Origin of the sequence: Pseudomonas sp. Irchel 3H9 (assembly GCF_900187495.1) — a bacterium.
Taxonomy (GTDB): Bacteria; Pseudomonadota; Gammaproteobacteria; order Pseudomonadales; family Pseudomonadaceae; genus Aquipseudomonas; species Aquipseudomonas sivasensis.
Map to the genome: position 1 here is coordinate 56,581 of NZ_FYDK01000004.1, position 23,022 is coordinate 79,602.

The 23,022-nt window shown below is 59.6% G+C and carries 20 protein-coding genes; 11 read left to right on the plus strand and 9 right to left on the minus strand.

Annotated elements, in window-relative coordinates; all coding sequences use genetic code 11:
* Positions 1-9 precede the first annotated feature (9 nt).
* Positions 10-1,200 carry a 2-methylaconitate cis-trans isomerase PrpF gene (gene prpF, locus CKW32_RS15520; RefSeq protein ID WP_095185342.1) on the plus strand — a complete coding sequence of 397 codons (1,191 nt, stop codon included), beginning with the start codon at positions 10-12 and terminating at the stop codon, positions 1,198-1,200.
* Between the two features lie 220 nt (positions 1,201-1,420).
* A complete protein-coding gene (gene prpD, locus CKW32_RS15525; RefSeq protein WP_095185343.1) occupies positions 1,421-2,905 on the plus strand; it encodes a 2-methylcitrate dehydratase in 1,485 nt (494 codons plus the stop codon).
* A 75-nt stretch (positions 2,906-2,980) separates the two neighbouring features.
* Here the strand turns inward: prpD and CKW32_RS15530 are convergent, their stop codons facing one another.
* From CKW32_RS15530 to CKW32_RS15550, 5 genes are read right to left on the minus strand one after another with little or no spacing between them, the layout of a single operon-like run.
* Positions 2,981-3,709, minus strand: a complete 729-nt coding sequence (locus tag CKW32_RS15530) for an alanyl-tRNA editing protein (RefSeq protein ID WP_032887578.1) — start codon at positions 3,707-3,709, stop codon at positions 2,981-2,983.
* A 2-nt stretch (positions 3,710-3,711) separates the two neighbouring features.
* On the minus strand, positions 3,712-4,704 hold the full coding sequence (locus tag CKW32_RS15535; RefSeq protein ID WP_032887580.1) for a serine O-acetyltransferase: 993 nt from the start codon (positions 4,702-4,704) through the stop codon (positions 3,712-3,714).
* Between the two features lie 37 nt (positions 4,705-4,741).
* Positions 4,742-5,656, minus strand: coding sequence for a PLP-dependent cysteine synthase family protein (locus tag CKW32_RS15540; RefSeq protein WP_095185344.1), 915 nt, complete (start codon positions 5,654-5,656; stop codon positions 4,742-4,744).
* Positions 5,657-5,671: 15 nt separating this feature from the next.
* The gene (gene moeB / locus CKW32_RS15545; protein WP_095185345.1) at positions 5,672-7,534 is read right to left on the minus strand and encodes a molybdopterin-synthase adenylyltransferase MoeB; all 1,863 of its coding nucleotides are present in this window, start codon (positions 7,532-7,534) and stop codon (positions 5,672-5,674) included.
* A gap of 23 nt (positions 7,535-7,557) precedes the next feature.
* Complete coding sequence (locus CKW32_RS15550) at positions 7,558-8,451, minus strand: DMT family transporter (protein ID WP_160385034.1); 894 nt, start codon at positions 8,449-8,451, stop codon at positions 7,558-7,560.
* Between the two features lie 160 nt (positions 8,452-8,611).
* On the opposite strand from CKW32_RS15550, the gene CKW32_RS15555 reads away from it, so the two are divergent.
* Positions 8,612-10,036 (plus strand): PLP-dependent aminotransferase family protein, encoded by a 1,425-nt coding sequence (locus CKW32_RS15555; RefSeq protein WP_032887586.1) that lies wholly within the window; start codon positions 8,612-8,614, stop codon positions 10,034-10,036.
* Between the two features lie 115 nt (positions 10,037-10,151).
* On the opposite strand, the gene CKW32_RS15560 is transcribed toward CKW32_RS15555, so the two are convergent.
* A complete protein-coding gene (locus tag CKW32_RS15560) occupies positions 10,152-10,970 on the minus strand; it encodes a pyruvate, water dikinase regulatory protein (RefSeq protein ID WP_027603681.1) in 819 nt (272 codons plus the stop codon).
* A 178-nt stretch (positions 10,971-11,148) separates the two neighbouring features.
* Here CKW32_RS15560 and ppsA point away from each other — a divergent pair, with 178 nt between their 5' ends.
* From ppsA to CKW32_RS15600, 8 genes are all read left to right on the plus strand, one after another.
* The gene (gene ppsA / locus CKW32_RS15565) at positions 11,149-13,524 is read left to right on the plus strand and encodes a phosphoenolpyruvate synthase (RefSeq protein ID WP_032887588.1); all 2,376 of its coding nucleotides are present in this window, start codon (positions 11,149-11,151) and stop codon (positions 13,522-13,524) included.
* A gap of 106 nt (positions 13,525-13,630) precedes the next feature.
* Positions 13,631-14,620: an alpha/beta fold hydrolase gene (locus CKW32_RS15570; RefSeq protein WP_032887590.1), complete on the plus strand. Its 990-nt coding sequence runs from the start codon at positions 13,631-13,633 to the stop codon at positions 14,618-14,620.
* A gap of 187 nt (positions 14,621-14,807) precedes the next feature.
* Positions 14,808-15,299: a ribonuclease E activity regulator RraA gene (gene rraA / locus CKW32_RS15575; RefSeq protein ID WP_032887592.1), complete on the plus strand. Its 492-nt coding sequence runs from the start codon at positions 14,808-14,810 to the stop codon at positions 15,297-15,299.
* 24 nt (positions 15,300-15,323) lie between these two features.
* Positions 15,324-16,319 carry a zinc transporter ZntB gene (locus CKW32_RS15580; RefSeq protein ID WP_032887594.1) on the plus strand — a complete coding sequence of 332 codons (996 nt, stop codon included), beginning with the start codon at positions 15,324-15,326 and terminating at the stop codon, positions 16,317-16,319.
* Between the two features lie 85 nt (positions 16,320-16,404).
* On the plus strand, positions 16,405-16,650 hold the full coding sequence (locus CKW32_RS15585; protein WP_025854229.1) for a hypothetical protein: 246 nt from the start codon (positions 16,405-16,407) through the stop codon (positions 16,648-16,650).
* 2 nt (positions 16,651-16,652) lie between these two features.
* Positions 16,653-17,477, plus strand: a complete 825-nt coding sequence (locus CKW32_RS15590; RefSeq protein ID WP_003175519.1) for a mechanosensitive ion channel domain-containing protein — start codon at positions 16,653-16,655, stop codon at positions 17,475-17,477.
* A gap of 87 nt (positions 17,478-17,564) precedes the next feature.
* Positions 17,565-18,155: an RNA polymerase sigma factor SigX gene (gene sigX, locus CKW32_RS15595; RefSeq protein ID WP_032887596.1), complete on the plus strand. Its 591-nt coding sequence runs from the start codon at positions 17,565-17,567 to the stop codon at positions 18,153-18,155.
* 107 nt (positions 18,156-18,262) lie between these two features.
* Positions 18,263-19,243 carry an OmpA family protein gene (locus CKW32_RS15600; protein ID WP_032887598.1) on the plus strand — a complete coding sequence of 327 codons (981 nt, stop codon included), beginning with the start codon at positions 18,263-18,265 and terminating at the stop codon, positions 19,241-19,243.
* A gap of 57 nt (positions 19,244-19,300) precedes the next feature.
* Here the strand turns inward: CKW32_RS15600 and cobA are convergent, their stop codons facing one another.
* The 3 genes from cobA to CKW32_RS15615 are packed head-to-tail and all read right to left on the minus strand — an operon-like array spanning position 19,301 to position 22,952.
* Positions 19,301-20,044, minus strand: coding sequence for a uroporphyrinogen-III C-methyltransferase (gene cobA / locus CKW32_RS15605; protein ID WP_095185346.1), 744 nt, complete (start codon positions 20,042-20,044; stop codon positions 19,301-19,303).
* A gap of 26 nt (positions 20,045-20,070) precedes the next feature.
* A complete protein-coding gene (locus CKW32_RS15610) occupies positions 20,071-21,741 on the minus strand; it encodes a bifunctional protein-serine/threonine kinase/phosphatase (protein ID WP_095185643.1) in 1,671 nt (556 codons plus the stop codon).
* Entirely contained in the window at positions 21,741-22,952 is a 1,212-nt protein-coding gene (locus CKW32_RS15615; protein WP_095185347.1) for a NarK/NasA family nitrate transporter, read from the minus strand. Before CKW32_RS15615 ends, CKW32_RS15610 begins: the two co-directional genes overlap by 1 nt.
* Between the last annotated feature and the right edge of the window lie 70 nt (positions 22,953-23,022).

The window sequence follows — 23,022 nt, forward strand, 5'->3', positions numbered from 1 at the left end:
AGGACAACCATGGCACACGTACCGCAAATCAAGATCCCCGCCACCTATATGCGTGGCGGCACGAGCAAGGGCGTATTTTTCAGCCTCCAGGACCTGCCCGCCTCGGCGCAGGTACCGGGCGCTGCCCGCGATGCCTTGTTGTTGCGGGTGATCGGCAGCCCCGATCCCTACGACAAACAAATCGACGGCATGGGCGGCGCCACATCGAGCACCAGTAAAAGCGTGATCCTGGCCAAAAGCACCCGCGCCGAGCACGACGTGGACTACCTGTTTGGCCAAGTCTCCATCGACAAACCCTTTGTCGACTGGAGCGGCAACTGCGGCAACCTGTCGGCGGCGGTGGGTTCGTTCGCCATCACCGCCGGGTTGGTCGACCCGGCTCGCATTCCGCACAACGGCGTGGCCGTGGTGCGTGTGTGGCAGGCCAATATCGGCAAGACCATCATCGCCCACGTGCCGATTACCGACGGCGCTGTGCAGGAAACCGGCGACTTCGAACTGGACGGCGTGACCTTTCCGGCCGCCGAAGTGCAGCTGGAATTCATGGACCCGGCGGCAGAAGAAGAGGGCGGCGGCGGCTCGATGTTTCCCACCGGCAACCTGGTCGATGACCTGGAAGTGCCCGGTGTCGGCACCTTCAAGGCCACGCTGATCAACGCCGGCATCCCGACGATTTTCATCAACGCCGAAGACCTCGGCTACACCGGCACCGAGCTGCAAGGCGCGATCAACGGCGACCCCAAGGCTTTGGCCATGTTCGAGACCGTGCGGGCCTATGGCGCGTTGCGCATGGGCCTGATCAAACACCTGGACGAAGCCGCCCAGCGCCAGCACACCCCGAAGGTCGCATTTGTGGCCAAGCCTGCGGATTACGTGGCGTCCAGCGGCAAGGCGATCAAGGCTGGCGATGTGGATTTGCTGGTGCGCGCCCTGTCCATGGGCAAGCTGCACCACGCCATGATGGGCACGGCTGCCGTGGCGATTGGCACGGCAGCGGCGATTTCCGGGACGTTGGTCAACCTCGCCGCAGGCGGCATTGAACGTAATGCGGTGCGCTTCGGGCATCCGTCCGGCACGTTGCGCGTGGGGGCTGAAGCCACCCAGGTGAACGGTGAGTGGGTGGTGAAGAAAGCCATCATGAGCCGCAGTGCACGGGTGTTGATGGAAGGTTTCGTCCGCGTACCCGGCGACTCTTTCTAAAGTCCAACACCAATCCCTTGTGGGAGGGGCGGTGCGACGATTCGACTTGCCCTTGATAGCGGTGCGTCAGTCGACACATTCATCACTGACCCATCGCCATCGGGGGCAAGTCGAATCGTCGCACCGCCCCCCCACAGTCATAAGCAGGCATTCAGACCTGCGAAACGATCAACCCTGACCCTGAGGATGCAACAACCCTAACTCACTTTGGAGATCTGCCATGAGCACCAACGTCGACCAGAACAACCGCCCCGACTACGACCAGGTTCTGCAGGACATCGCCGACTACGTCCTCACCTACCGGATCGACTCCCCAGCGGCCCTCGACACTGCCCGCAACTGCCTGATGGACACCCTCGGTTGCGGCCTCCTGGCGCTGCGTTTTCCCGAGTGCACCAAGCACCTGGGGCCGATCGTCGAGGGCACGGTGGTGCCGTTCGGTGCGCGGGTGCCGGGCACGTCGTTGCGCCTGGATCCGGTCAAGGCCGCCTGGGACATTGGCTGCATCGTGCGTTGGCTCGACTACAACGACACCTGGCTCGCCGCTGAATGGGGCCACCCTTCGGATAACCTCGGTGGCATTCTGGCCGTGGCCGATCACCTGTCGCAAAAACGTGTGGCCAATGGAGATGCGCCGCTGACCGTGCGTGCGGTGTTGGAAGCGATGATCATGGCCCACGAAATTCAGGGCGTTATTGCGCTGGAAAACTCGTTCAACCGTGTCGGCCTCGACCATGTGCTGCTGGTCAAAGTCGCCTCGACGGCGGTCACTGCCAAGCTGATGGGCGCCACCCGTGAGCAACTGCTGGCGGCCTTGTCCCACGCGTTTGTGGATGGGCAAGCGCTGCGCACTTACCGCCATGCGCCGAATGCCGGCTCGCGCAAATCCTGGGCGGCGGGTGATGCATCAAGCCGTGGCGTGCGCCTGGCGGATATCGCGCTGCGTGGCGAGATGGGCATTCCTGGTGTCTTGAGCGCGCCGCAGTGGGGCTTTTACGACGTGTTGTTCAGCCACACCAACAAGGACCTGGCGCTCAAGCCCGAGGACAAGCGCGCGTTCAGCCTTTCCCAGGCATACGGCACCTATGTGATGGAAAACGTGCTGTTCAAGATCAGCTTCCCCGCCGAGTTCCATGCGCAAACAGCCTGCGAAGCGGCGGTGACCTTGCATCCTCAGGTCAAACATCGACTGCATGAGATCGAGCGCATCGTTATCACTACCCATGAGTCGGCGATCCGCATCATTTCCAAGGTGGGTCAGTTGGCCAATGCCGCTGATCGCGACCACTGCCTGCAATACATGACCGCCGTGCCTCTGGCGTTCGGCAATCTGGTGGCCGAGCAGTACGAAGATGAATTCCATGCAGCCCACCCGATCATTGATGAGCTGCGCGACAAGATGGTCATTGTCGAAGACCCACGCTACAGCCGCGAATACCTGGAGGCCGACAAACGTTCCATCGCCAATGCAGTGCAGGTGTTCTTCAAGGATGGCTCCAGCACCCAGCAGATGGCGGTGGAATATCCCATCGGCCATCGTCGCCGTCGCGTGGATGGCATTCCGTTGCTGGAAGACAAGTTCAAGGCCAACCTGGCGACGCGGTTTACCGCGCAACGCAGCGCCGAGATCTTTGCGTTGTGCAAGGACCAGGCGAAGCTTGAGGCCACAGCTGTAAACCGCTTCATGGACCTGTTCGTGATCTAGCAGGCGACGCAAAACTAAAAATGTGGGAGGGCGGCGCGACGATTCGACTTGCCCCCTCCCACATTTGAATTGCGTTCATTCGAACCGCAGGATCACCCGGCGATTGTGCTTACTCTTCTTCTCGATCTTTTCGCAGAACACCCGGCCGATTTCCTCAGTGTTGATCACGTGGGTGCCGCCGCACGGCTGGATGTCGATCCCGGCAATTTCAATCACCCGTACCGAACCTTGGATCACAGGGGGGGCGACCGCCTGGGTGCGGGTGATCTGCAGCAGGGTGGAGTATTCCGTGGCAGCCATCGACAGGGTTTTCACCGGGTGAGCCTGTTCGATCAGCGCGTTGAGGTCGCGGGTGATGCTGTCTTTGTCGAGGGTCATTTCCGGCAGGTCGAAATCCAGGCGACCTTTGTCGGCACTGATGCTGCAGCCCGTTACCGGTGCATCGATGAGCGAGCACAACAAATGCAGGCAGGTGTGCATTTTCATGTGCTGGTAGCGCCGTGCCCAATCCAGCCCGGCATCCACCTGTACTCCGGCAACCAGTTGCTCGGGGCAGTGTTCAACCTGGTGCCAGATGATCGAGCGCAGTACTTGGTCGCGTACGGTGCCGATCACTTCGACCCGCGTACCATCGGGTAAGGTCAAGTGGCCGGTATCGCCCGGCTGTCCGCCGCCGGTGGGGTAGAACAGTGTGTGCTCCAGGGCAATGCCGTGTTCGCTTACGGCAATCACCCGGGCGCTGAATGCGTTCTGGTAGGGCGCGCTGTCATACAGCGCCAGGGTTTCCATGGAGTGCACGGACATGTTCAACCTCCGACGATCAGTGGGCTGGCTTGCAACAGGTGGCGCACCATTGCACTCAAGCCAGGGGGGGAAAGCAGGGTTATTTCAAATTCCGGGCCGCAGATTTTCAGGTTCAGCGGCAGGCGCGGCAGTTGATTGCCGGCTTCGACCCGGTGCAGACGAAATTGGAGGTGATGACGCTCCTTCACTGTCGGCTCCAGCATCAGCCCAGGCAAAGGGTGGAAGTCGGCGTCCAGCACCGTCACCTTGTGGCTGGCGTTGACCTCGCCGACCACGTGCAAGCGCTCCTCCAGGGCGAAGGCGCCAAGGTAGCTGCTGTGGTCCGATTCATCGTTTTTCTGCAGTTGGATCTGGTTGACCACCTTGACCTTGGTCCCGGCGGGCACGTCCTGGGTGATCACGCAGGACGGGCTGATAAACACGTTATCGCCAATTAACACATACCCCAGCACCCGGGCACCGGAGCCGACTTCGACGTTGTTGCCCAGGCGTGGATGGCGCTTGCCGTCCGGGTTGTTGGCAATGCCCCGAGCGCCGAGGGTCACGCCGCAGAGGATGTAGCAGTCGTTGCCGATCTCGCAGGTTTCACCGATGACCGTGCCGTAGCCGTGGTCCAGCACAAAGCGCCGGCCGATGCGCGCCGCCGGGTGTATCTCGGCGCCGGACAGCACTTTGCCCTGGTTGCTGAGCTTGAGGGCGATGCGCGAGAACACGCCGTTGGTCTGGTCGGGGAAATTCCACACAAGGTGCGCAAGCCGGTAATACAGCACCGCCTTGAACGAGGCATAGGATTCCAGAATCAGCTCGCCGCGACCGCGTGAAGCCGGGTCGCGGTAGGCATAGGCGATCAGGTCTTCGGCCACCGATTGGGCGGCGCTCTGGATCAGCGGCGCCAGGTGCGGTTCCAACTGTTTCATTTGCGCAGGCGTCAGGGTCTTGATGAGTTGGGTGAGCAACTCATCATGCAGGTGTTGCATGTCGATAAAGCCGCCCATGGAGGAACCCCCGCATTCTGGCTGGTTGGAAAACCGGTTATTCGAAGCTGGGCAGGTAGCTGTCGGCATTGTCGTAGACCATGGTCAACACCACCGTTTCGGGCGGCAGTTCGAGGGCAAGCCTGGCGACGGCCACCATGTTGGCGGCGGAGGAGAGGCCCAGGCTGATGGCGTCGGTGCGCATGATGCGTTTCATCATGTCGATGCAGTCTTGGCGCGAAACCTTGAGCATGCCGTCAATCACATCGAGGTTGAGGATGCTCGGGATCAGCCCAATCGACAGGCCCTGGATATGGTGCGGCGCGTGTTGGTTTTTCAGCAGGTCACATTCTTCCGGTTCCACGCCCATTACGCGTAGTGCCGGCCAGGCGGCTTTGAGGGTTTCGCCGATACCGGTGATATGGCCACCGGTGCCGATGCCGCTGACGAAGTAGTCCACGCGGCGATCACCAAAGGCGCGGAGGATTTCCGGCGCGGTGGTGTCGCGGTGAGTCTGCGGGTTGGCGCCGTTACGTTGCTGGTTGAGCATCACGTAGTTGGGGTTTTCCAGCTGCAACTCCATGCATTTTTCACCGTGGGAATTGTTGCCCAGGCGGCTGTCCGACAGCACCACCTTGGCGCCGTACAGGCGCAGCAGCTTCTGTTTTTCAGGGCTGTAGTTGTCGGGAATCACCAGCACCACCTTGTAGCCCAGCACGTTACCGGCCATCACCAGGCCGATGCCGGTGTTGCCGCCACTGGGCTCGATGATGGTTTGCCCGGAATCGCGCATCAGCACGCCCCGGCGCTCGGCGTCGAGGATCATGCCGAGGGCGATGCGCGCCTTGTGGCTGCCGCCGGGGTTGAGGGATTCGAGCTTGGCGTAGACCTCGATGCCGAGGTCTTCGGAAAACTGCGCCAGACGCACGATGGGCGTGTGGCCGATGGCATCGAGGATCGAGTTATGCAACATCAGTCAGTCCTCAACTCAGTACAAGGGCATGTCGGGTTCGACGTCGCGAACCCAGTGCTTCATGCCGCCTTGCAGGACTTTGGTGTTGGCAAAACCTGCCGCGAGCAGCGTACTGGCCGCTTGCTCGGCGCGGGTGCCGGCGTAGCAGATAAGGTAATGAGTGTTGTCGCGGCTGAGGCGGTCGAGTTGACCGTCCAGCTCGGCGAGGGGGATGTGCACCACCCCCGGTAACTTGCACACCTCCAGTTCGCTTGCGTCGCGCACGTCCAGCAGCACGTCGGCGCTGCGCGGGTGTTCGAGCAATTGCTTGAGAACGCGCGGCTTGATGTAGCGCTCTTCGGCGAGTGACGGTGCGCTGGGCATGGTGTCGGCGCATACGGCTGGCGCGACCGTTTCACTGTGGCGCAGTTCGGAGCAGCACGGGCAGTCGGCGCGGCGTTTGAAACGGATTTCACTGAATTTCATCGCCAGCGCATCGAAGCGCATCAAGCGCCCGGACAGCGGTTCGCCAATGCCGATCAACAGCTTGATGGCCTCGGTGGCCTGGATCATCCCAACCACGCCGGGCAGTACGCCAATCACGCCACCGGCGCTGCAATTGGGTGCCAGCTCTGCGGGCGGTGCGCTGGGGAACAGGCAGCGGTAGCACGGCCCGCCCTTGTAGTTGAGGACGCTGATCTGCCCGTCGAAACGGTAGATGGCGCCATACACCAAGGGTTTTCCAAGCTGTACGCAGGCGTCATTGACCAGGTAGCGGGTGTCGAAATTGTCGGTGCCGTCGATCACCAGGTCATAGGCGCTCACCAACTCCAGGGCGTTGTCGGCATTCAGGGCGGTGTCGTGGGCGTTGATCTGGATATGACTGTTGAGGTCTTGCAGGCGTTGCTTGGCGGATTCGACCTTGGGCATGCCGAGGGTGCTGTTGCCGTGGACGATTTGGCGTTGCAGGTTGCTGCTTTCCACCACATCGAAATCCACCAGGCCCAGAGTGCCGACACCGGCCGCCGCCAGGTACAGGCTGATGGGGGAGCCCAGGCCACCGGTGCCGATGATCAAGACCTTGGCTTTTTTCAGGTTCAACTGGCCTTCGCGGCCGACGCCCGGCAGGGTGATGTGGCGCACGTAGCGCTGTACTTCCTCGTTGCTCAGAGTGTCGAGGTCTATGCCGCCGGACGTGGCGAGCAGCACTTCGATTTTGGCTTGTTCCGGCAAGGGTTCGTCGGCACCGATCAGCTCTTCTTCGGCGGTAAACAGGAAGTGTTCCTTGAGCTGGTTGTTCTTCTCGTGAAACAGGTGCGCACGCAACTGCGGGTGGCTGGTGCAGAGGTTTTCAATGACTTCGCGCAATGTCGATCCGGTGCTCTCAAGGGTCGATTCCGGCAGCTTGGCCACGCGAACCAGAATATCGGGGAAAGAGACAGCGTTCATGGACAACTCCGTGTGCAGGTCGTTGAAGGGTTGAAGGGCGAAATGTTTGCCATCCCAGGCAAATAGCTTGGAACCGAGGGCCTGGCCCTGGCGAACATCCACCACCAGATAGCTCACGGGGTAGATCGGCTCGCCCAGGAACAGCGCCTTGTCCTGGTCCTCGTCGCTGAAATACGCGCCGACGTCCGGGTGGGAGTGGTAGATCACCACCACGGGGTTGTCGCTGCGAAATGCCTTGTTCAGCAGCAGGGTGTCGGCCACCGAGAAGGTGTAGCCGCTGGCCGCGCTGCGCGGGTACATCTCGGGGTTCTTGTGGTGCAATTCATTTTGGATATTGCTGCCCAGGTACACGCTGCCGTCGGCAAAGACGTAGCCACAGCATTCCTCGGGATAGCTGCGGCTGGCGTGGGCGTAGATCTGTTCCAGGGCGGTGGGGCGGAGGACTTCCATGTTTCTCTCGCGTTGGTTGTGGGTCAATTTTTCTTGGCCATGAGTTTTTCAATCGGCAACTTGGTGATCGCAAAGCCAGCCAGCAGGATGGCCGAATACAGCATCAGGTCGCGTGAAATCGCCACGCCTTCGTACCAGGCGCCGATGATCACCGCGAACACCGGGAAGATGATGAACACGAACGACAGGATGATCGGGCTCAAGCGCTTGAGCAGCATGAAGTACACGATGAACCCGCCCACCGAGGCCACCAGTCCGAGGTAGAACAGGGCACTCCAGGAGCGCAGGGTGATGTCTTCAAAGGTGGGTGTTTCAAACCACAGCCCGGCGACGAACAGCATCAGCCCGGCGATGCCGATGGGCAGGGTGTTGTAGGTGATCACGCTGATGGCGCTGCCTTTCTGCTTGGTAATCACGTAGCACAAGGCATGCATGATCGCGGCGGTCAGAATCGCCAGCACGCCGAAGAACTCGGCGTGGTCCAGATGCAATCCCTGGCTCCTGATGATCATGTAGAGGCTGCCGAAGCCGATGCCGATGCCGACCACTTGGGAAAAGTAGATGCGCTCGCGCAGAAATAGCGCGGAGAAAATCAGGATGAATACCGGCATGCAACTGAAGAGCAGGGCGGTCAGGCCGGACGAGACATGCATCTCGCCATAGTTGAGCAAGTAGTAGGGAACGCTGAAGTAGGAAAGGGTCACGAACACGAAGAACCAGCGGCTTTCGCGGGGAAACAGGATCGGCTCGCGCCGCACCATGGCAAAACACAGGAACAGCGGGAACGCGATCAGGAAACGCAGGCCGGCAGAGGTCAGTGGCGGCACGCTTTCCACGGCAATTTTGATGCCCAGCCAGGTCGTGCCCCAACTCAGGCACACGATCAGGAACATCACACTGGTGATCAGCCCGGCCAACCACTGTTTTTGGGTGTTGGTTTTGGCGGTGTTTTCTATAGCGGCGGACATTGGCATCGTTTATTGCTTCCCTGAGCCGGAATTGAACTCTATATTGAACTTGTAATGAGTTATTAAATTCGGCGATTGAACCCGTAAAAGCACACTATTAGGGCGAAAGATGGCTGTCAAAACAAATATTGACATGGTGTCAATTATGCGTGAGGGCTTGTCCAACGGTCAGGGCGTGAAGTACAAGCGCCTGTCCGATGTCATGGAACGGGGCATCCTCGAAGGCTTGATTGAGCCGGGACGAAAACTGCCGCCCCATCGGGTGCTTTCCGACAATCTGGGTGTGACCATCGGCACCATCAGCCGGGCCTACGGTGAGTTGGAGCGCCTTGGCTTGGTGGTTGCGCGAGTCGGTGACGGAACATTCGTGCGCAAGCGTGGGATGGAGCGCCAGCGCGATGAAGGCTTTCGCAACGTCAGCGAGGAGCCGCGCCAGTACTTCGATATGAGCCGCAACATGCATATTCCCGGGCAGGAGACGGCGTTCCTGGCCCAGAGCTTCCAAACCTTATCGACCAACGCCAAGTTCCTTCAGGACATCAGCGCCTATACCCCGGACGCTGGCCTTCCGCGCTACCGCGAAGCGGGTGCGCAATGGCTGGTGCAGAGGGATTTTCATCCGATTCCCGAGCAGGTCATCTGCGTCAATGGCGGCCAGCACGGCCTGCTCTGCGCGATGATGGCTTTGCTGCGGGCCGGCGATACGGTGGTGACCGAGCAACTGACGTATCCAGGCTTGATCACCGCGGCGCGCATGCTTGGCATCCGCCTGATCGGCCTGGAGATGGATGACGAGGGCGTGTTGCCGAATGCGCTGGACGAAGTCTGTCGAAACCACCGGATTTCGGCGCTGTACTGCACGCCGACGATCCAGAACCCCACCACCGCCGTGTTATCGGTGGCGCGCCGCGAAGCGCTGGTTAAGGTGTGTCGCGAGCACAATCTGCTGATCCTTGAAGACGAAGCTCATGGAGTATTAGTAGAAGACCGGCCACCGCCCCTCAGCCATTTCGCTCCCGAGCGCACGATTTTGATCAGCAGCCTGAGCAAAGCCGTTTCCGCCGGGCTGCGCGTGGGCTATGTGCATGCGCCGCCGGCGTTGGTCAGCCGTATTTCCGCGGCCTTACGTTCTACGTGCTGGATGGCTACGCCGGTGACCTTGGAACTGGCCACGCAATGGATCGAAAATGGCACGGCCGAGTACCTGCTGCGCCAACAGATCAACGAGATCAGCCGGCGTAAAGCCTTGGTGAGTGACCTGCTGGAAGGCCTGGCATACCGCACCCATCTCAATAGCCCGCACTTCTGGATTGAAGTGCCGGAGCCGTGGCGTGCGTCGGAAATCGAGGCGGAGCTCAAGCAGAACAATTACTTGATCGCCACCGCCGAAGCATTTGCCGTAGGGCAGACGGCGGTCCCGCAGTTTATTCGGGCGAGTATCTGCAATACCTCGGGAGATGATCAGTTGTTGCGAGCGGGGTTTGATGCGTTGGCGACGGCGTTGGGGCAGGGTGGGGGCAGGTTCCATCTGTAGAGTTGAATGTACGCCGACCCAAATGTGGAAGGGGGCCTGCCCCCGATGGCGGTGGATCAGTCAATTAATCTGTCAACTGACACGTCGCCATCGGGAGCAAGCCCCCTCCCACAGGTTATTTGAACCTGCGCTCCACACCTTTCTCCACCAGAATCTTCGCCGAAATCTCCTCCACCGAAAAATGCGTGGAATTGATGTGCGCAATATTTTCGCGACGGAACAGATTTTCCACTTCGCGCACTTCGAACTCGCACTGGGCATAGCTTGAATAGCGGCTATTGGGCTTGCGCTCGTTGCGGATGGCGGTGAGTCGGTCCGGGTCGATGGTCAGGCCGAACAGCTTGTGGGAATGAGCGCGCAGGGCGGCCGGAAGTGTCAGGTGCTCCATGTCGTCTTCGGTCAGCGGGTAGTTGGCCGCGCGGATGCCGAATTGCATGGCCATGTACAGACAGGTGGGCGTTTTGCCGCAGCGCGACACGCCCACCAGGATCAGGTCGGCTTTGTCGTAGTAATGCGTGCGGGCGCCATCGTCGTTGTCGAGGGCGAAGTTCACCGCCTCGATACGCTCCATATAGTTGGAGTTATGCCCAATGGAATGGGACTTTCCTACGGAGTAGGAGGAGTGTTCGCTCAGCTCCTGCTCCAACGGCGCCAGGAAGGTCGAGAAGATGTCGATCATGAAACCATTCGACGTTGCGAGAATCTCACGGATGTCTTGATTGACGATGGTGTCGAAAATGATCGGCCGAAAGCCGTCTTTTTCAGCCGCAAGATTGATTTGTTGTACCATGGCCCGCGCTTTATCCACGCTGTCGATATAGGGCCGCGTGAATTTGGCGAAGGTATTGTTTTCGAACTGCGCGAGCAGGCTCTGACCCAATGTTTCGGCTGTAATGCCGGTGCCGTCGGAGATAAAGAAAGCAGATCGTTTCATTTGAGCCCTGGGCCTTAAGCTGATGGCGAATCTTGGATATGATAGGCGCGATTTTGCCGTCCCGCAGTGGGCCGCATTCTCACTTATTTTCCAGGTCCAGGCCACAAGCGCGGGCGTTAGCTCCTACTGAGCCGCCGGCGTCCTGAGCTTTTCCAACACAGAAAGTGGAGAGATCACCTTGGTAGAGTACGTAGTTTCCCTCGATAAGCTCGGCGTCCATGATGTAGAGCACGTGGGGGGCAAGAACGCATCCCTCGGCGAGATGATCAGTAATCTTGCAGGCGCTGGTGTCTCGGTGCCCGGTGGTTTCGCCACCACGGCCCAGGCTTACCGCGATTTCCTCGAACTGAGCGGCCTGAACGCTCAGATCCACGCCGCGCTGGACGCCCTGGACGTCGATGACGTCAATGCCCTGGCCAAGACCGGCAGCCAGATCCGCCAATGGATCATGGACGCCGAGTTCCCCGAGAAGCTCAACGAAGAAATCCGCACCGCCTTCGCCACATTGTCGGCCGGCAACCCGGACATGGCTGTCGCCGTGCGCTCCTCGGCCACCGCCGAAGACTTGCCCGACGCCTCCTTCGCCGGTCAGCAAGAAACCTTCCTTAATATTCGTGGCGTGGAAAACGTGATCCGCGCCGCCAAGGAAGTGTTTGCCTCTCTCTTTAACGATCGCGCCATTTCCTACCGCGTACACCAAGGTTTCGACCACAAGCTGGTGGCTTTGTCTGCCGGTGTGCAGCGCATGGTGCGTTCGGAAACCGGCACCGCCGGCGTGATGTTCACCCTGGATACCGAGTCGGGCTTCCGTGACGTGGTGTTTATCACCGGCGCCTACGGCCTGGGCGAAACCGTCGTTCAGGGCGCGGTCAACCCGGATGAATTCTACGTACACAAGCACACCCTTGAAGCTGGCCGTCCCGCCATCCTGCGCCGCAACCTGGGCAGCAAAGCCATCAAGATGATCTACGGCGACGAGGCCAAGGCCGGTCGTTCGGTGAAAACCGTTGATGTGGACAAGGCCGAGCGTGCACGTTTCTGCCTGTCCGACGCGGAAGTCAGCGAGTTGGCCAAGCAAGCGATGATCATCGAAAAGCACTACAAGTGCCCGATGGACATCGAATGGGCCAAAGACGGCGACGATGGCAAGCTGTACATCGTGCAGGCCCGTCCGGAAACCGTGAAGAGCCGCACTTCGGCCAACGTCATGGAGCGCTACCTGCTCAAGGAAACCGGCACCGTGCTGGTGGAAGGCCGTGCCATCGGCCAGCGCATCGGCGCCGGCAAGGTGCGGATCATCAAGGACGTGTCCGAGATGGACAAGGTCCAGCCAGGCGACGTACTGGTCTCCGACATGACCGACCCGGACTGGGAACCGGTGATGAAGCGTGCCAGCGCTATCGTCACCAACCGTGGCGGGCGTACCTGCCACGCGGCGATCATCGCTCGTGAGCTGGGCATTCCGGCAGTTGTAGGTTGCGGCAACGCCACCCAGCTGCTGAAGGATGGCCAAGGCGTGACCGTGTCCTGTGCTGAAGGCGACACCGGTTTCATCTTCGAAGGCGAGCTGGGCTTTGACATCAAGCAAAACTCCATCGACGCCATGCCGGACCTGCCGTTCAAGATCATGATGAACGTCGGCAACCCGGACCGTGCCTTCGACTTCGCGCAGTTGCCGAACGCCGGTGTGGGCTTGGCCCGCCTGGAGTTCATCATCAACCGTATGATTGGCGTGCACCCCAAGGCGCTGTTGAACTACGACGGCCTGCCGCTGGATATCAAGGAAAGCGTCGACAAGCGCATCGCCGGTTACAACGACCCGGTGGGCTTCTACGTCGAGAAGCTGGTGGAAGGCATCAGCACCCTGGCGGCGGCGTTCTACCCGAAAAAGGTCATCGTGCGCCTGTCGGACTTCAAGTCCAACGAATACGCGAACCTGATCGGCGGCAAGCTCTACGAGCCGGAAGAAGAAAACCCAATGCTGGGTTTCCGTGGCGCCTCGCGTTACATCAGCGAAGCGTTCCGTGATTGCTTCGAGCTGGAATGCCGCGCGCTGAAACGTGTACGTAATGAGATGGGGCTGACCAACGTCGAGATCATGGTGCCGTTCGTCCGAACCCTGGGCGAAGCGAGCCAGGTCGTGGACCTGCTGGCTGAAAACGGTTTGTCCCGTGGTGAAAACGGTCTGCGCGTCATCATGATGTGCGAACTGCCGTCCAACGCCATCCTGGCCGAAGAGTTCCTGGAGTTCTTCGACGGTTTCTCCATCGGTTCCAACGACCTGACCCAACTGACCTTGGGCCTGGACCGCGATTCCGGGATCATCGCTCACCTGTTCGACGAGCGTAACCCTGCGGTTAAGAAGCTGCTGTCCAATGCTATCCAGGCCTGTAACAAGGCCGGCAAGTACATCGGCATCTGCGGCCAAGGCCCTTCCGACCACCCTGACCTGGCCCGCTGGCTGATGGAACAGGGCATCGAAAGTGTCTCGCTGAACCCCGACTCAGTGCTGGAAACCTGGTTCTTCCTGGCGGAAGGCCAAGCGTCCGCCTAAAGTCGCTACGTCAAAAGTGCCGGTCACTCGTTGTGGGTGACCGGCATTCTTATCTGTGCAGGGCGGATCTCCTTCCGGACGCCGCCCTTTTTTGTGCAAGAGCATTATGCAAAGCAGCAGCAATCTGTTTCCCGTCGCCCTGATCAGCGCTGAGCGTCGTGGCGACCTGAGTGAAGATGTATATCGCCTCAAGCCCGGTAATAGCCCCGACGGCACCGTTGAGCTGGCAGTTACCCGTTTGGGCCTTGCCGATGTCCCGGAAAACCGGGGCATCCCGGTTATTTTGTTGCACGGCAGTTTTTCTAATCGGCGTTTCTGGTATTCGCCTAAAGGCATCGGCTTGGGTGCTTTCCTGGCGCGCCAGGGCTTCGATGTGTGGATACCGGAAATGCGCGGCCATGGTTTGTCCAAGCGCAATCATGACTACGCCAAAAATCGGGTCGCCGACTACGCGCGCTATGATTTGCCGGCTATCGGCGCGTTTGTGAGAGAGCAAAGTGCGCAGATCCCCCATTGGATCGGGCACTCCCTGGGCGGCACGGCCTTGGCGGCGGCGCTGGGTGGTGAGCACCTTGGCGCGCCGGCAGTGGCTTCCGTGGCCTTGTTTGGTTGCCAGGTCAGTCGCACCCACTGGCCATTGAAGCTTCCTCCGGTGGAGTGGACCGGTCGATTGCTTCTGAAACGCTTCGGGGAATTGTCCGGCTCGCGCCTCAAGCGCGGTCCGGAGGATGAGCCCGCAGGCGTGCTGATCGAAGCCATGCGTTGGAATGGCCTGTTTGGACGCTTTGGCGAGGGTAAGCAGGACTGGTGGAAAGGCCTGGCAACCGTCGATGTGCCGCTGTTGGCCGTCAGTGCTGCCGGTGATCAACAGGACCCTGATTGGGCATGTCGCAAGTTGTTCGAGCAAATCGGTTCTGAGCATCGGCAATACCTTTGCCTGGGCCGCCAGCAAGGTTTTACCGAGGATTTCGGGCATGTGGAAATGCTGGTGAGCAAGGCCGCACAGGCCGAAGTGTGGCCGCTGGTGGCGCAATGGTTAAAAGATCCGCTCACACCGTTGCTTGGCGCCCCGGTCGATACAGTGGCGACGGTTTGACGCAGCGCTCTGCCAAGGGCGTTTCGCTTGTGCGAGGTTGCGGCTAAGATATGACGCGCTGAACGCTTCTGGTCATATTCAGTCGCGCAGTGGCTCTTGCGTTGCGGCGAGGCGAAAGGGATGTTCCCCGTCCGCTTCGGCCGGTACTTCTTTGAAAGACACTTCTCTGGCAGAAAGGAATTTTTCGATGAACCATTACGTGACCCCCGACCTGTGCGACGCCTACCCGGATCTGGTGCAGGTGGTCGAGCCGATGTTCAGTAATTTTGGCGGCCGAGATTCCTTTGGCGGCGAGATTGTCACCATCAAGTGCTTCGAAGATAACTCGCTGGTGAAGGAGCAAGCCGACCAGCCGGGCGCCGGCAAGGTGCTCGTGGTCGACGGGGGCGGTTCCCTGCGGCGCGCGTTGTTGGGCGACATGATTGCCGAGAAAGCTGCAAAAAACGGCTGGGAAGGGTTGGTGATCTACGGTTGCATCCGTGATGTCGATGTCATCGCGCAGACCGATCTTGGCGTCCAGGCCCTGGCCAGCCACCCGATGAAGACCGACAAGCGCGGCATCGGTGACTTGAATGTGGTGGTCACATTTGCCGGCGTGACCTTTCGTCCGGGTGAGTACATCTATGCGGATAATAATGGCGTGATTGTGTCGCCAAGCCCGCTGAAAATGCCTGAATAAACCGCAATAACCGACGGGGTGAGGATGTTCGAGGAAGAAAACGCGCAATGGGGGCTGGTGCATGCCCTGGTGCTGGACGGTAAAGGCGGTGCGCGTTCGATTGCCCGGACTGAGCTCGACGACTTGCAACTGCAGCCCCAGGAAAGCCTGTGGCTGCATTGGGATCGCAGCCATCCGCAGACCCAGACCTGGCTGCGTAAATCCAGTGGCCTGAGCGAATTTGCCTGCGACCTGCTGCTGGAGGAGAACACCCGCCCGCGCTTGTTGCCGCTGCCAGAGGGCGAGCTCCTCTTGTTCCTGCGCGGGGTTAACCTCAATCCGGGTGCAGAGCCCGAAGACATGGTGTCGGTGCGTATCTTCGCCGCCGCCAGCCGCGTGATTTCCTTGCGCCTGCGCCCGCTGCGCGCTACCGATGAATTGCTTGTGCAACTGGCGGAGGGAAAAGGGCCAAGAACTGCGTCTGAACTCATCCTTTATATGGCGCAGTACCTGACCAATAAAGTGCAGGATCTGGTCACGGACCTCTCTGAAGTCGTGGATTCCGAGGAAGAAAAACTCGATACCGACGAACGGTATACTCCGGAGCACGGCAGCGTGTTGCAGATCCGTCGACGAGCGGCAGGGCTCAAGCGATTCCTCGCGCCGCAGCGGGACATTTTTGCTCAACTGACGCGGATCAAATTGCCATGGTTTTGCGATGACGATGCCGACTATTGGAACGAATTGAACAACAGCCTGACCCGCTATCTGGAAGAGCTCGAATTGACCCGCGAGCGCGTGGGGCTTGTGCTGGAGGCCGAAGACCGGCGCTTGAGCGTGCGCATGAACCGCACGATGTATCGCTTTGGGATCATCACTGGAATCTTCCTGCCCATGAGCTTCTTGACCGGCTTACTGGGTATAAATGTGGGAGGCATACCTTTCTCTCAGAGCCCCTATGGCTTCATCATTGCGTGCCTGTTGATGGTGTCGGTGGCCCTCGGACAATGGTGGCTATTTCGGCGGTTACGCTGGGTTTGAGCTGAATATCACCTGAATGTAGGAAGGGTCCTATGTGACCCCAGGAATTTTCCCCTCGTCTTTAAAACACTTGCGAGAGGTCTTTATGCACGATCCGTTCGAACAGTCTTTACGTGACATGCTCAATGCCTCGCCGTCCAACCGTGACGACGATGCCTGCCTGGGCCGCGTGTTGAAAACCGCTAACCGCCAGGTGGGCGCGGGTGACCTGTTCGGTCTGCTCGGCCGCTGGGTGCCGGCGTTGATGATGGCCTTGAACAACGGTTCGGCCCATGTTTCACCGGTTTCCCGTCGTAAACCTCTTGCTCGCACTGCTGATAAGGCTGATTGAATATGGAACTTGATCTCTGGACCCAGAGCCTGGTCACTGCAATGACCGCATTGTGGACCAAGGTGGCGAACTTCATTCCCAACCTGTTTGGTGCTCTGGTCCTGGTATTGCTGGGCTTTGTCGTGGCCAAGCTGCTCGATACCCTGCTGTCCAAATTGCTCGCTAAACTCGGGCTTGATCGCCTGATGGCAGGCACTGGCCTGACCAAGCTGCTGGGGCGTGCCGGGCTGCAAGTGCCGATCTCCACGTTGATCGGTAAGATCGTCTATTGGTTCGTTTTGCTGATTTTTCTGGTTTCTGCGGCTCAATCCCTTGGACTTGAGCGAGTTTCAGCTACGCTCGACATGCTGGCGCTGTATTTACCGAAAGTTTTCGGCGGCGCGCTGGTACTGCTGGTAGGTGTTCTGCTGGCGCAACTGGCCAATGGGCTGGTGCGCGGCGCTGCCGAAGGCGTGGGGCTGGACTATGCTGCTGGCCTTGGGCGAATTGCCCAAGGACTTGTGATCATCATCAGTATTTCGGTCGCGATCAGCCAGTTGGAGGTCAAGACTGACCTTCTCAACCACGTAATTGTGATCGTTTTGATTACCGTTGGTCTGGCCGTTGCGCTGGCCATGGGTTTGGGAAGCCGGGAAATTGCGGGTCAGATTCTTGCGGGAATCTATGTGCGCGAGCTGTATCAAGTTGGGCAACAGGTGCGTGTAGGCGAGGTCGAAGGGCAAATCGAGGAGATCGGCACGGTCAAGACGACGGTGCTGACCGATGACGGTGACCTGGTGTCGTTGTCCAATCGGATTCTCCTGGAGCAGCAGGTCAGTAGCCGCTAATCCGGTAAACCCTGCTAATGTACGCCGCCGCAAGCTCGGCTGACCGGGCTGTAGCGGACATTGACCTGACTGTCGGCACGACTTGTTTTGAATAAAGCCCAAACGCTGTCCACGCGCTATGACCCCCGTGAGCTCTCTGATGAGGAGTTGGTCGCGCGCTCGCACACGGAGCTGTTTCACGTCACTCGCGCGTACGAAGAATTGATGCGCAGATATCAACGCACTCTGTTCAACGTTTGTTCAAGGTATTTAGGGAACGATAGAGATGCGGACGATGTCTGTCAGGAAGTGATGCTCAAGGTGTTGTACGGCCTGAAGAACTTTGAGGGTAAATCGAAGTTCAAGACCTGGCTCTACAGCATCACGTACAACGAGTGCATCACGCAGTATCGGAAGGAACGGCGAAAGCGTCGCTTGATGGACGCTTTGAGTCTGGACCCCCTTGAGGAGGCGACTGAAGAGAAGTCGCCGGCACCCGAGGAAAAGGGCGGACTCGATCGCTGGCTGGTGTATGTGAACCCGATTGACCGGGAAATTCTGGTGCTGCGATTTGTCGCAGAGCTCGAGTTCCAGGAAATCGCTGACATCATGCACATGGGTTTGAGTGCTACAAAAATGCGTTACAAACGTGCTCTAGATAAATTACGTGAGAAATTTGCGGGCGAGACTGAAACTTAGTGCGTGGCAAATATCTCTTACGTGTAGGCAAGTTCTGTTAGACTTGTCGCCGAGTTGTCCCCCGGTTTGTGGGACTGCTTTACAATCACCAGATGGGGATTTAACGGATGAAACTGAAAAACACCTTGGGCTTGGCCATTGGTTCTCTTATTGCCGCAACTTCTTTCGGCGTTCTGGCACAAGGCCAAGGCGCAGTTGAAGGCGAGCTGTTCTACAAGAAGCAGTACAACGATAGCGTCAAGCACATCGAAGACGGCTTCAATCCTGGCGCTCGCATCGGTTACTTCCTGACCGACGACCTGTCCTTGAACTTGTCCTACGACAAAACCAACCACACCCGTTCGAACGACGGTACTGGTAGCCAGAAGATCAAAGGCGATACCGGCAGCCTGGTTGCCCAGTATCACTTCGGTCAAGCTGGTGTTGACAGCCTGCGTCCATACGTTGAAGGCGGTTTCGGCCACCAGAGCCGTGGCAACGTACAAGCTGACGGCCACAGCGGTCGCGATCAGACCACTTTCGCTACCGTCGGTACTGGCGTGAAGTACTACTTCACCAACAACCTGTACGCTCGTGCCGGTGTTGAAGCTGACTACGGTCTGGACAACGGCAAGTGGGACTACTCCGCACTGGTCGGCCTGGGCGTAAACTTCGGCGGTAACGCTGGCGCAGCTGCTCCAGCTCCTACTCCAGCACCAGCTCCAGAGCCAACTCCAGAGCCAGAAGCTCCAGTTGCTCAGGTTGTTCGTGTTGAGCTGGACGTTAAGTTCGACTTCGACAAATCCGTTGTTAAGCCTAACAGCTACGGCGACGTGAAAAACCTGGCCGACTTCATGGCTCAGTACCCAGCTACCAACGTAGAAGTTGCTGGTCACACTGACTCCGTAGGTCCAGACGCTTACAACCAGAAGCTGTCCCAGCGTCGTGCTGACGCTGTTAAGCAAGTCCTGGTTAAAGACGGCGTTGCTCCTAGCCGTGTAACTGCTGTTGGTTACGGCGAATCCCGCCCAGTTGCTGACAACGCAACTGAAGCAGGTCGTGCTGTTAACCGTCGCGTAGAAGCGTCGGTTGAAGCTCAAGCTCAGTAATTACTGAGTAGAAAAAAGCCCGGCTCAGGCCGGGCTTTTTTTCGCCTGGAATTTGCCTCAGGCACTGGCCGCTGCCGTGGTGTAGGCCACTTGGTCGGTGGCGGCAACACTGCCAATCACCAGGATTGCAGGGCTCTTCAAGGCAAAGGAATGAGCATCCTCGTGCATGCGTGACAGCTCACTACGGCATTCGCGCTGCTGGGGCAGTGATGCATTTTCGATCATCGCCACTGGCATATCAGCTGCCATCCCGCCGCCGAGCAATTGCTGGCGAATCTCCTCCAGCTTGGCCACCCCCATGTACACCACCAATGTCGTTCCACCTTCTGCCAGCGCGCGCCAATTAACGCTGCTGTCGTCTTGAGTGTGGGCCGTGACCAACGTCACGCCGCGGCTGACACCGCGCAATGTCAGAGGAATCGCGCAGTTCGTCGCACCCGCCAGCCCTGCGGTGATCCCGTTGACCAACTCCACCTCGACGCCACGCTCGCGCAGCCACATGGCCTCTTCACCACCGCGTCCGAAAATGCACGGATCGCCACCTTTGAGCCGCACCACGCACTTGCCTTGGCGGGCGTAACGCAGCATCAGGCGATGGATAAAATCCTGCGGGGTTGAGCGGCAGCCACCGCGTTTACCCACGGTAATCACACGAGCCTCGGCGCAGTGCTCCAGTACGGCCGGGTTGACCAAATCATCGATCAACACTACATCGGCTTCGTTCATTGCCCGTACGGCTTTGAGGGTCAACAGTTCTGGGTCGCCGGGGCCTGCGCCCACCAGCCAGACTTTTGCGTTCATGTGTTTTTCCTCGTCTAGAGCTGACGTCAGCTATGAAAGAGTGAATACAGAAGAATCAGATTGATCAGCATCGAGACCAGGCCCAAGGTGCGCCAAACCTTCAAAGGTTCGCGCTCAAGGAGGGGCCTCGGACGGATGCTCAGCTCTTGGCGGTCAGCCTGCTCCAGCACCAGCAGCCATTCCTCGGCAGTCTCGTAGCGATGCGTCGGCTGCGCTGCCACAGCGCGTTCCAGGCTCAGAGGGAGCCAGTCCGGGAGGTCCGGACGATAGCGGCTGGCGGTGATGGATTGGGCAAATCTAGGTCGTTGGAAAGCTTCGATTTCACCGTATGGGTAGTGCCCGGTCAGCAGGAAATACAGCGTCACACCAACGCTATATAAATCCTGTTGTGCTGTAGGACGGTCGCCATTGAACGCCTCAGGCGCGATAAAGCTCGGAGTGCCGGGCAGCACATGGGCGCGATCCTCTGACAGGCCCGAGCAATACGCCAGACCGAAATCCAATACTCGCAATTCTCCGTCGTCCCCCAGCAGCAGGTTTTCCGGCTTGATATCGCGGTGCAGGATCTGCCGTCGATGCAGCATGCCCACCGCGCGCAGCAAACGCTCGGCGACGGACTGCCATTGCGCCAGGGGCAGTGGGCCCTGGCGCTGAAAGAGCTCGGCGAGGGTCATACCGGGATATTCACGCATCACGTAGTACAAATGCTGACGCCCGCTGGCCGTATGGACTTCCGGAAACGCCCGCCCGGCAACCCGTCGCAGAAACCATTCTTCCGACAACAATGCCTGACCGCCGTCGCTGTCATTATCGCGGCTCAGGGGCAGCGTTTTCAGCAGCCAGGGTTGCTGCTGGGCATCGCGTACCCGGTACAACAATGACTGCCTGCTGTGTGCCAAGACGGCGTCGACCTGCCAACCTTCAAAGTGTTGCCCGGCTTTGAGCGGCGGTGGCAAGGGCCATTGCTGCAGCTGCACCAAGGCGTCACCGAGCGTGGCCTCGCCGACCGTGTCGACACGCACCAGCAGGGCGCTGGCATTGTCCTGGCTACCCGCCAGGTGCGCGGCGTTGATCAGGGTGCTTACCGCCAGGTCGAGGTCGGTTTGTTCACGCAGGATCGCGCTGATACTGTGATCGGCCAGGGTTGCCCACACGCCATCGCTGAGCAGCAGAAAACACTCACCCTCGCGCAATTGACCGTCGAGAAAATCCAGGACCAGATGTTGATCCAGGCCAAGGGCACGCTTGAGAACATGCTGCATGCCCGGCTGTTCCCACACATGGTCTTCGCTGATGCGCTGCAACTCGCCGTCCAGCCAGCGATATGCCCGGCAATCGCCGACATGGGCCAGGGTGAAGCGCTGGCCGCGAAAGACCAAGGCGCTGAGGGTGGTCAGCAACGGTTGACCTCCCCCATTGGCCTGCAGCCAGCGGTTCTGTGCGAGTAGCAACCGCTCCAGTGCCTGTGCCACGCCCCAGGTTTGCGGCGTGGCGTAGTAATCCAGGGCCAGGGCCTGCAGAGTTGAGCGGGCGGCCAGGCCACCGTCTGCACACTGGCTCACGCCGTCGGCCATGGCGCACAGATAGCCTTTGCTCGCCGCCAGTTCCGCAGCGGGGGTAACCACCCGCAGCGCATCCTGGTTTTCCGCCCGTGGGCCGATGGCACTGGCGTGGGCGATGCTCAGTTGCAGGCTCATCAGACGCGCGCGGCGGTCACAGCGGCCGAACCCCAAGTAGTTCTCCAGCGGCGCTTGACGCCATGCAGACCGAACCAGGCCAATACGCCCAGGCTCGCGAACAACCACAAGGCCAATTGATAGCTTCCGGTGCTCTGCTTGATCGCACCCATGCCCGCCGCCAGGGCGAAACCGCCGATGCCGCCGGCCATGCCAATCAGGCCGGTCATCACGCCGATCTCACGGCGAAAACGCTGTGGTACCAGTTGGAACACAGCGCCATTGCCTGCGCCCAAACCGAGCATGGTGCAGACGAAAAGCGCCAGCGCCGCGTAGGAACTGGGCAGGTTGAAACCGACTGCCGCGATGCAAATTGCTGCGACGCTGTACATGCCGAGCAGTGTGCGGATCCCGCCGAAACGGTCGGCCAAGGCGCCGCCCAGTGGGCGCATCAGGCTGCCACCGAACACGCAGGCGGCGGTGTAGTAGCCGGCGGTCATGGGGCTCAGGCCGTATTGATCGTTGAAATAGCCGGGCAGGGCGCTGGCCAGGCCGATAAAACCACCGAAGGTCACGCTGTAGAAAAACATGAACCACCAACTGTCGCGGTCGCCCAGAGCCTTGAAGTAATCAGCCATGGACTTGGCTTTAGGGCGTTCAGGCGCATTTTTCGCGAGCCAGGCGAACACGATCAGGGTCAGGATCAGCGGAATCAGTGCGAAGCCGAACACGTTGCTCCAGCCAAAGGCCGCCGCCAGTACCGGGGCCAACAATGCAGCGAACACTGTGCCCGAATTACCGGCGCCGGCGATGCCCATGGCCTTGCCCTGGTGTTCGGCTGGATACCACTGGGACGCTAACGGCAGCGCCACTGCAAAGGATGCGCCGGCCATACCGAGGAACAGCCCTAGCAACAAGGCTTGTTCGTAGCTGTGAACCCCCAGTTTCCAGGCGCCGAACAACGCGACGATCACAATCACCTGGCCAATCAGCCCGGCTGTCTTTGGCGATAGCTTGTCCGCCAGCATGCCCATCAGGAAGCGCAACACAGCGCCCGCAAGGATCGGTGTCGCCACCATCAAGCCGCGTTGTTGAGTGGTCAGGTGCAAGTCGGCGGAAATCTGTACCGCCAGCGGGCCCAACAAATACCAGACCATGAAGCTCAGATCGAAATACAGGAACGCGGCAAACAGGGTCGGGGTGTGCCCGGATTTCCAGAAGCTTGATTTCATCACGCACCTCAACGGTTGGGAGTCTTGTAAGAAGGCCTGGTGATGGAGCTGCCGGCTGAGGCCGCCCCAC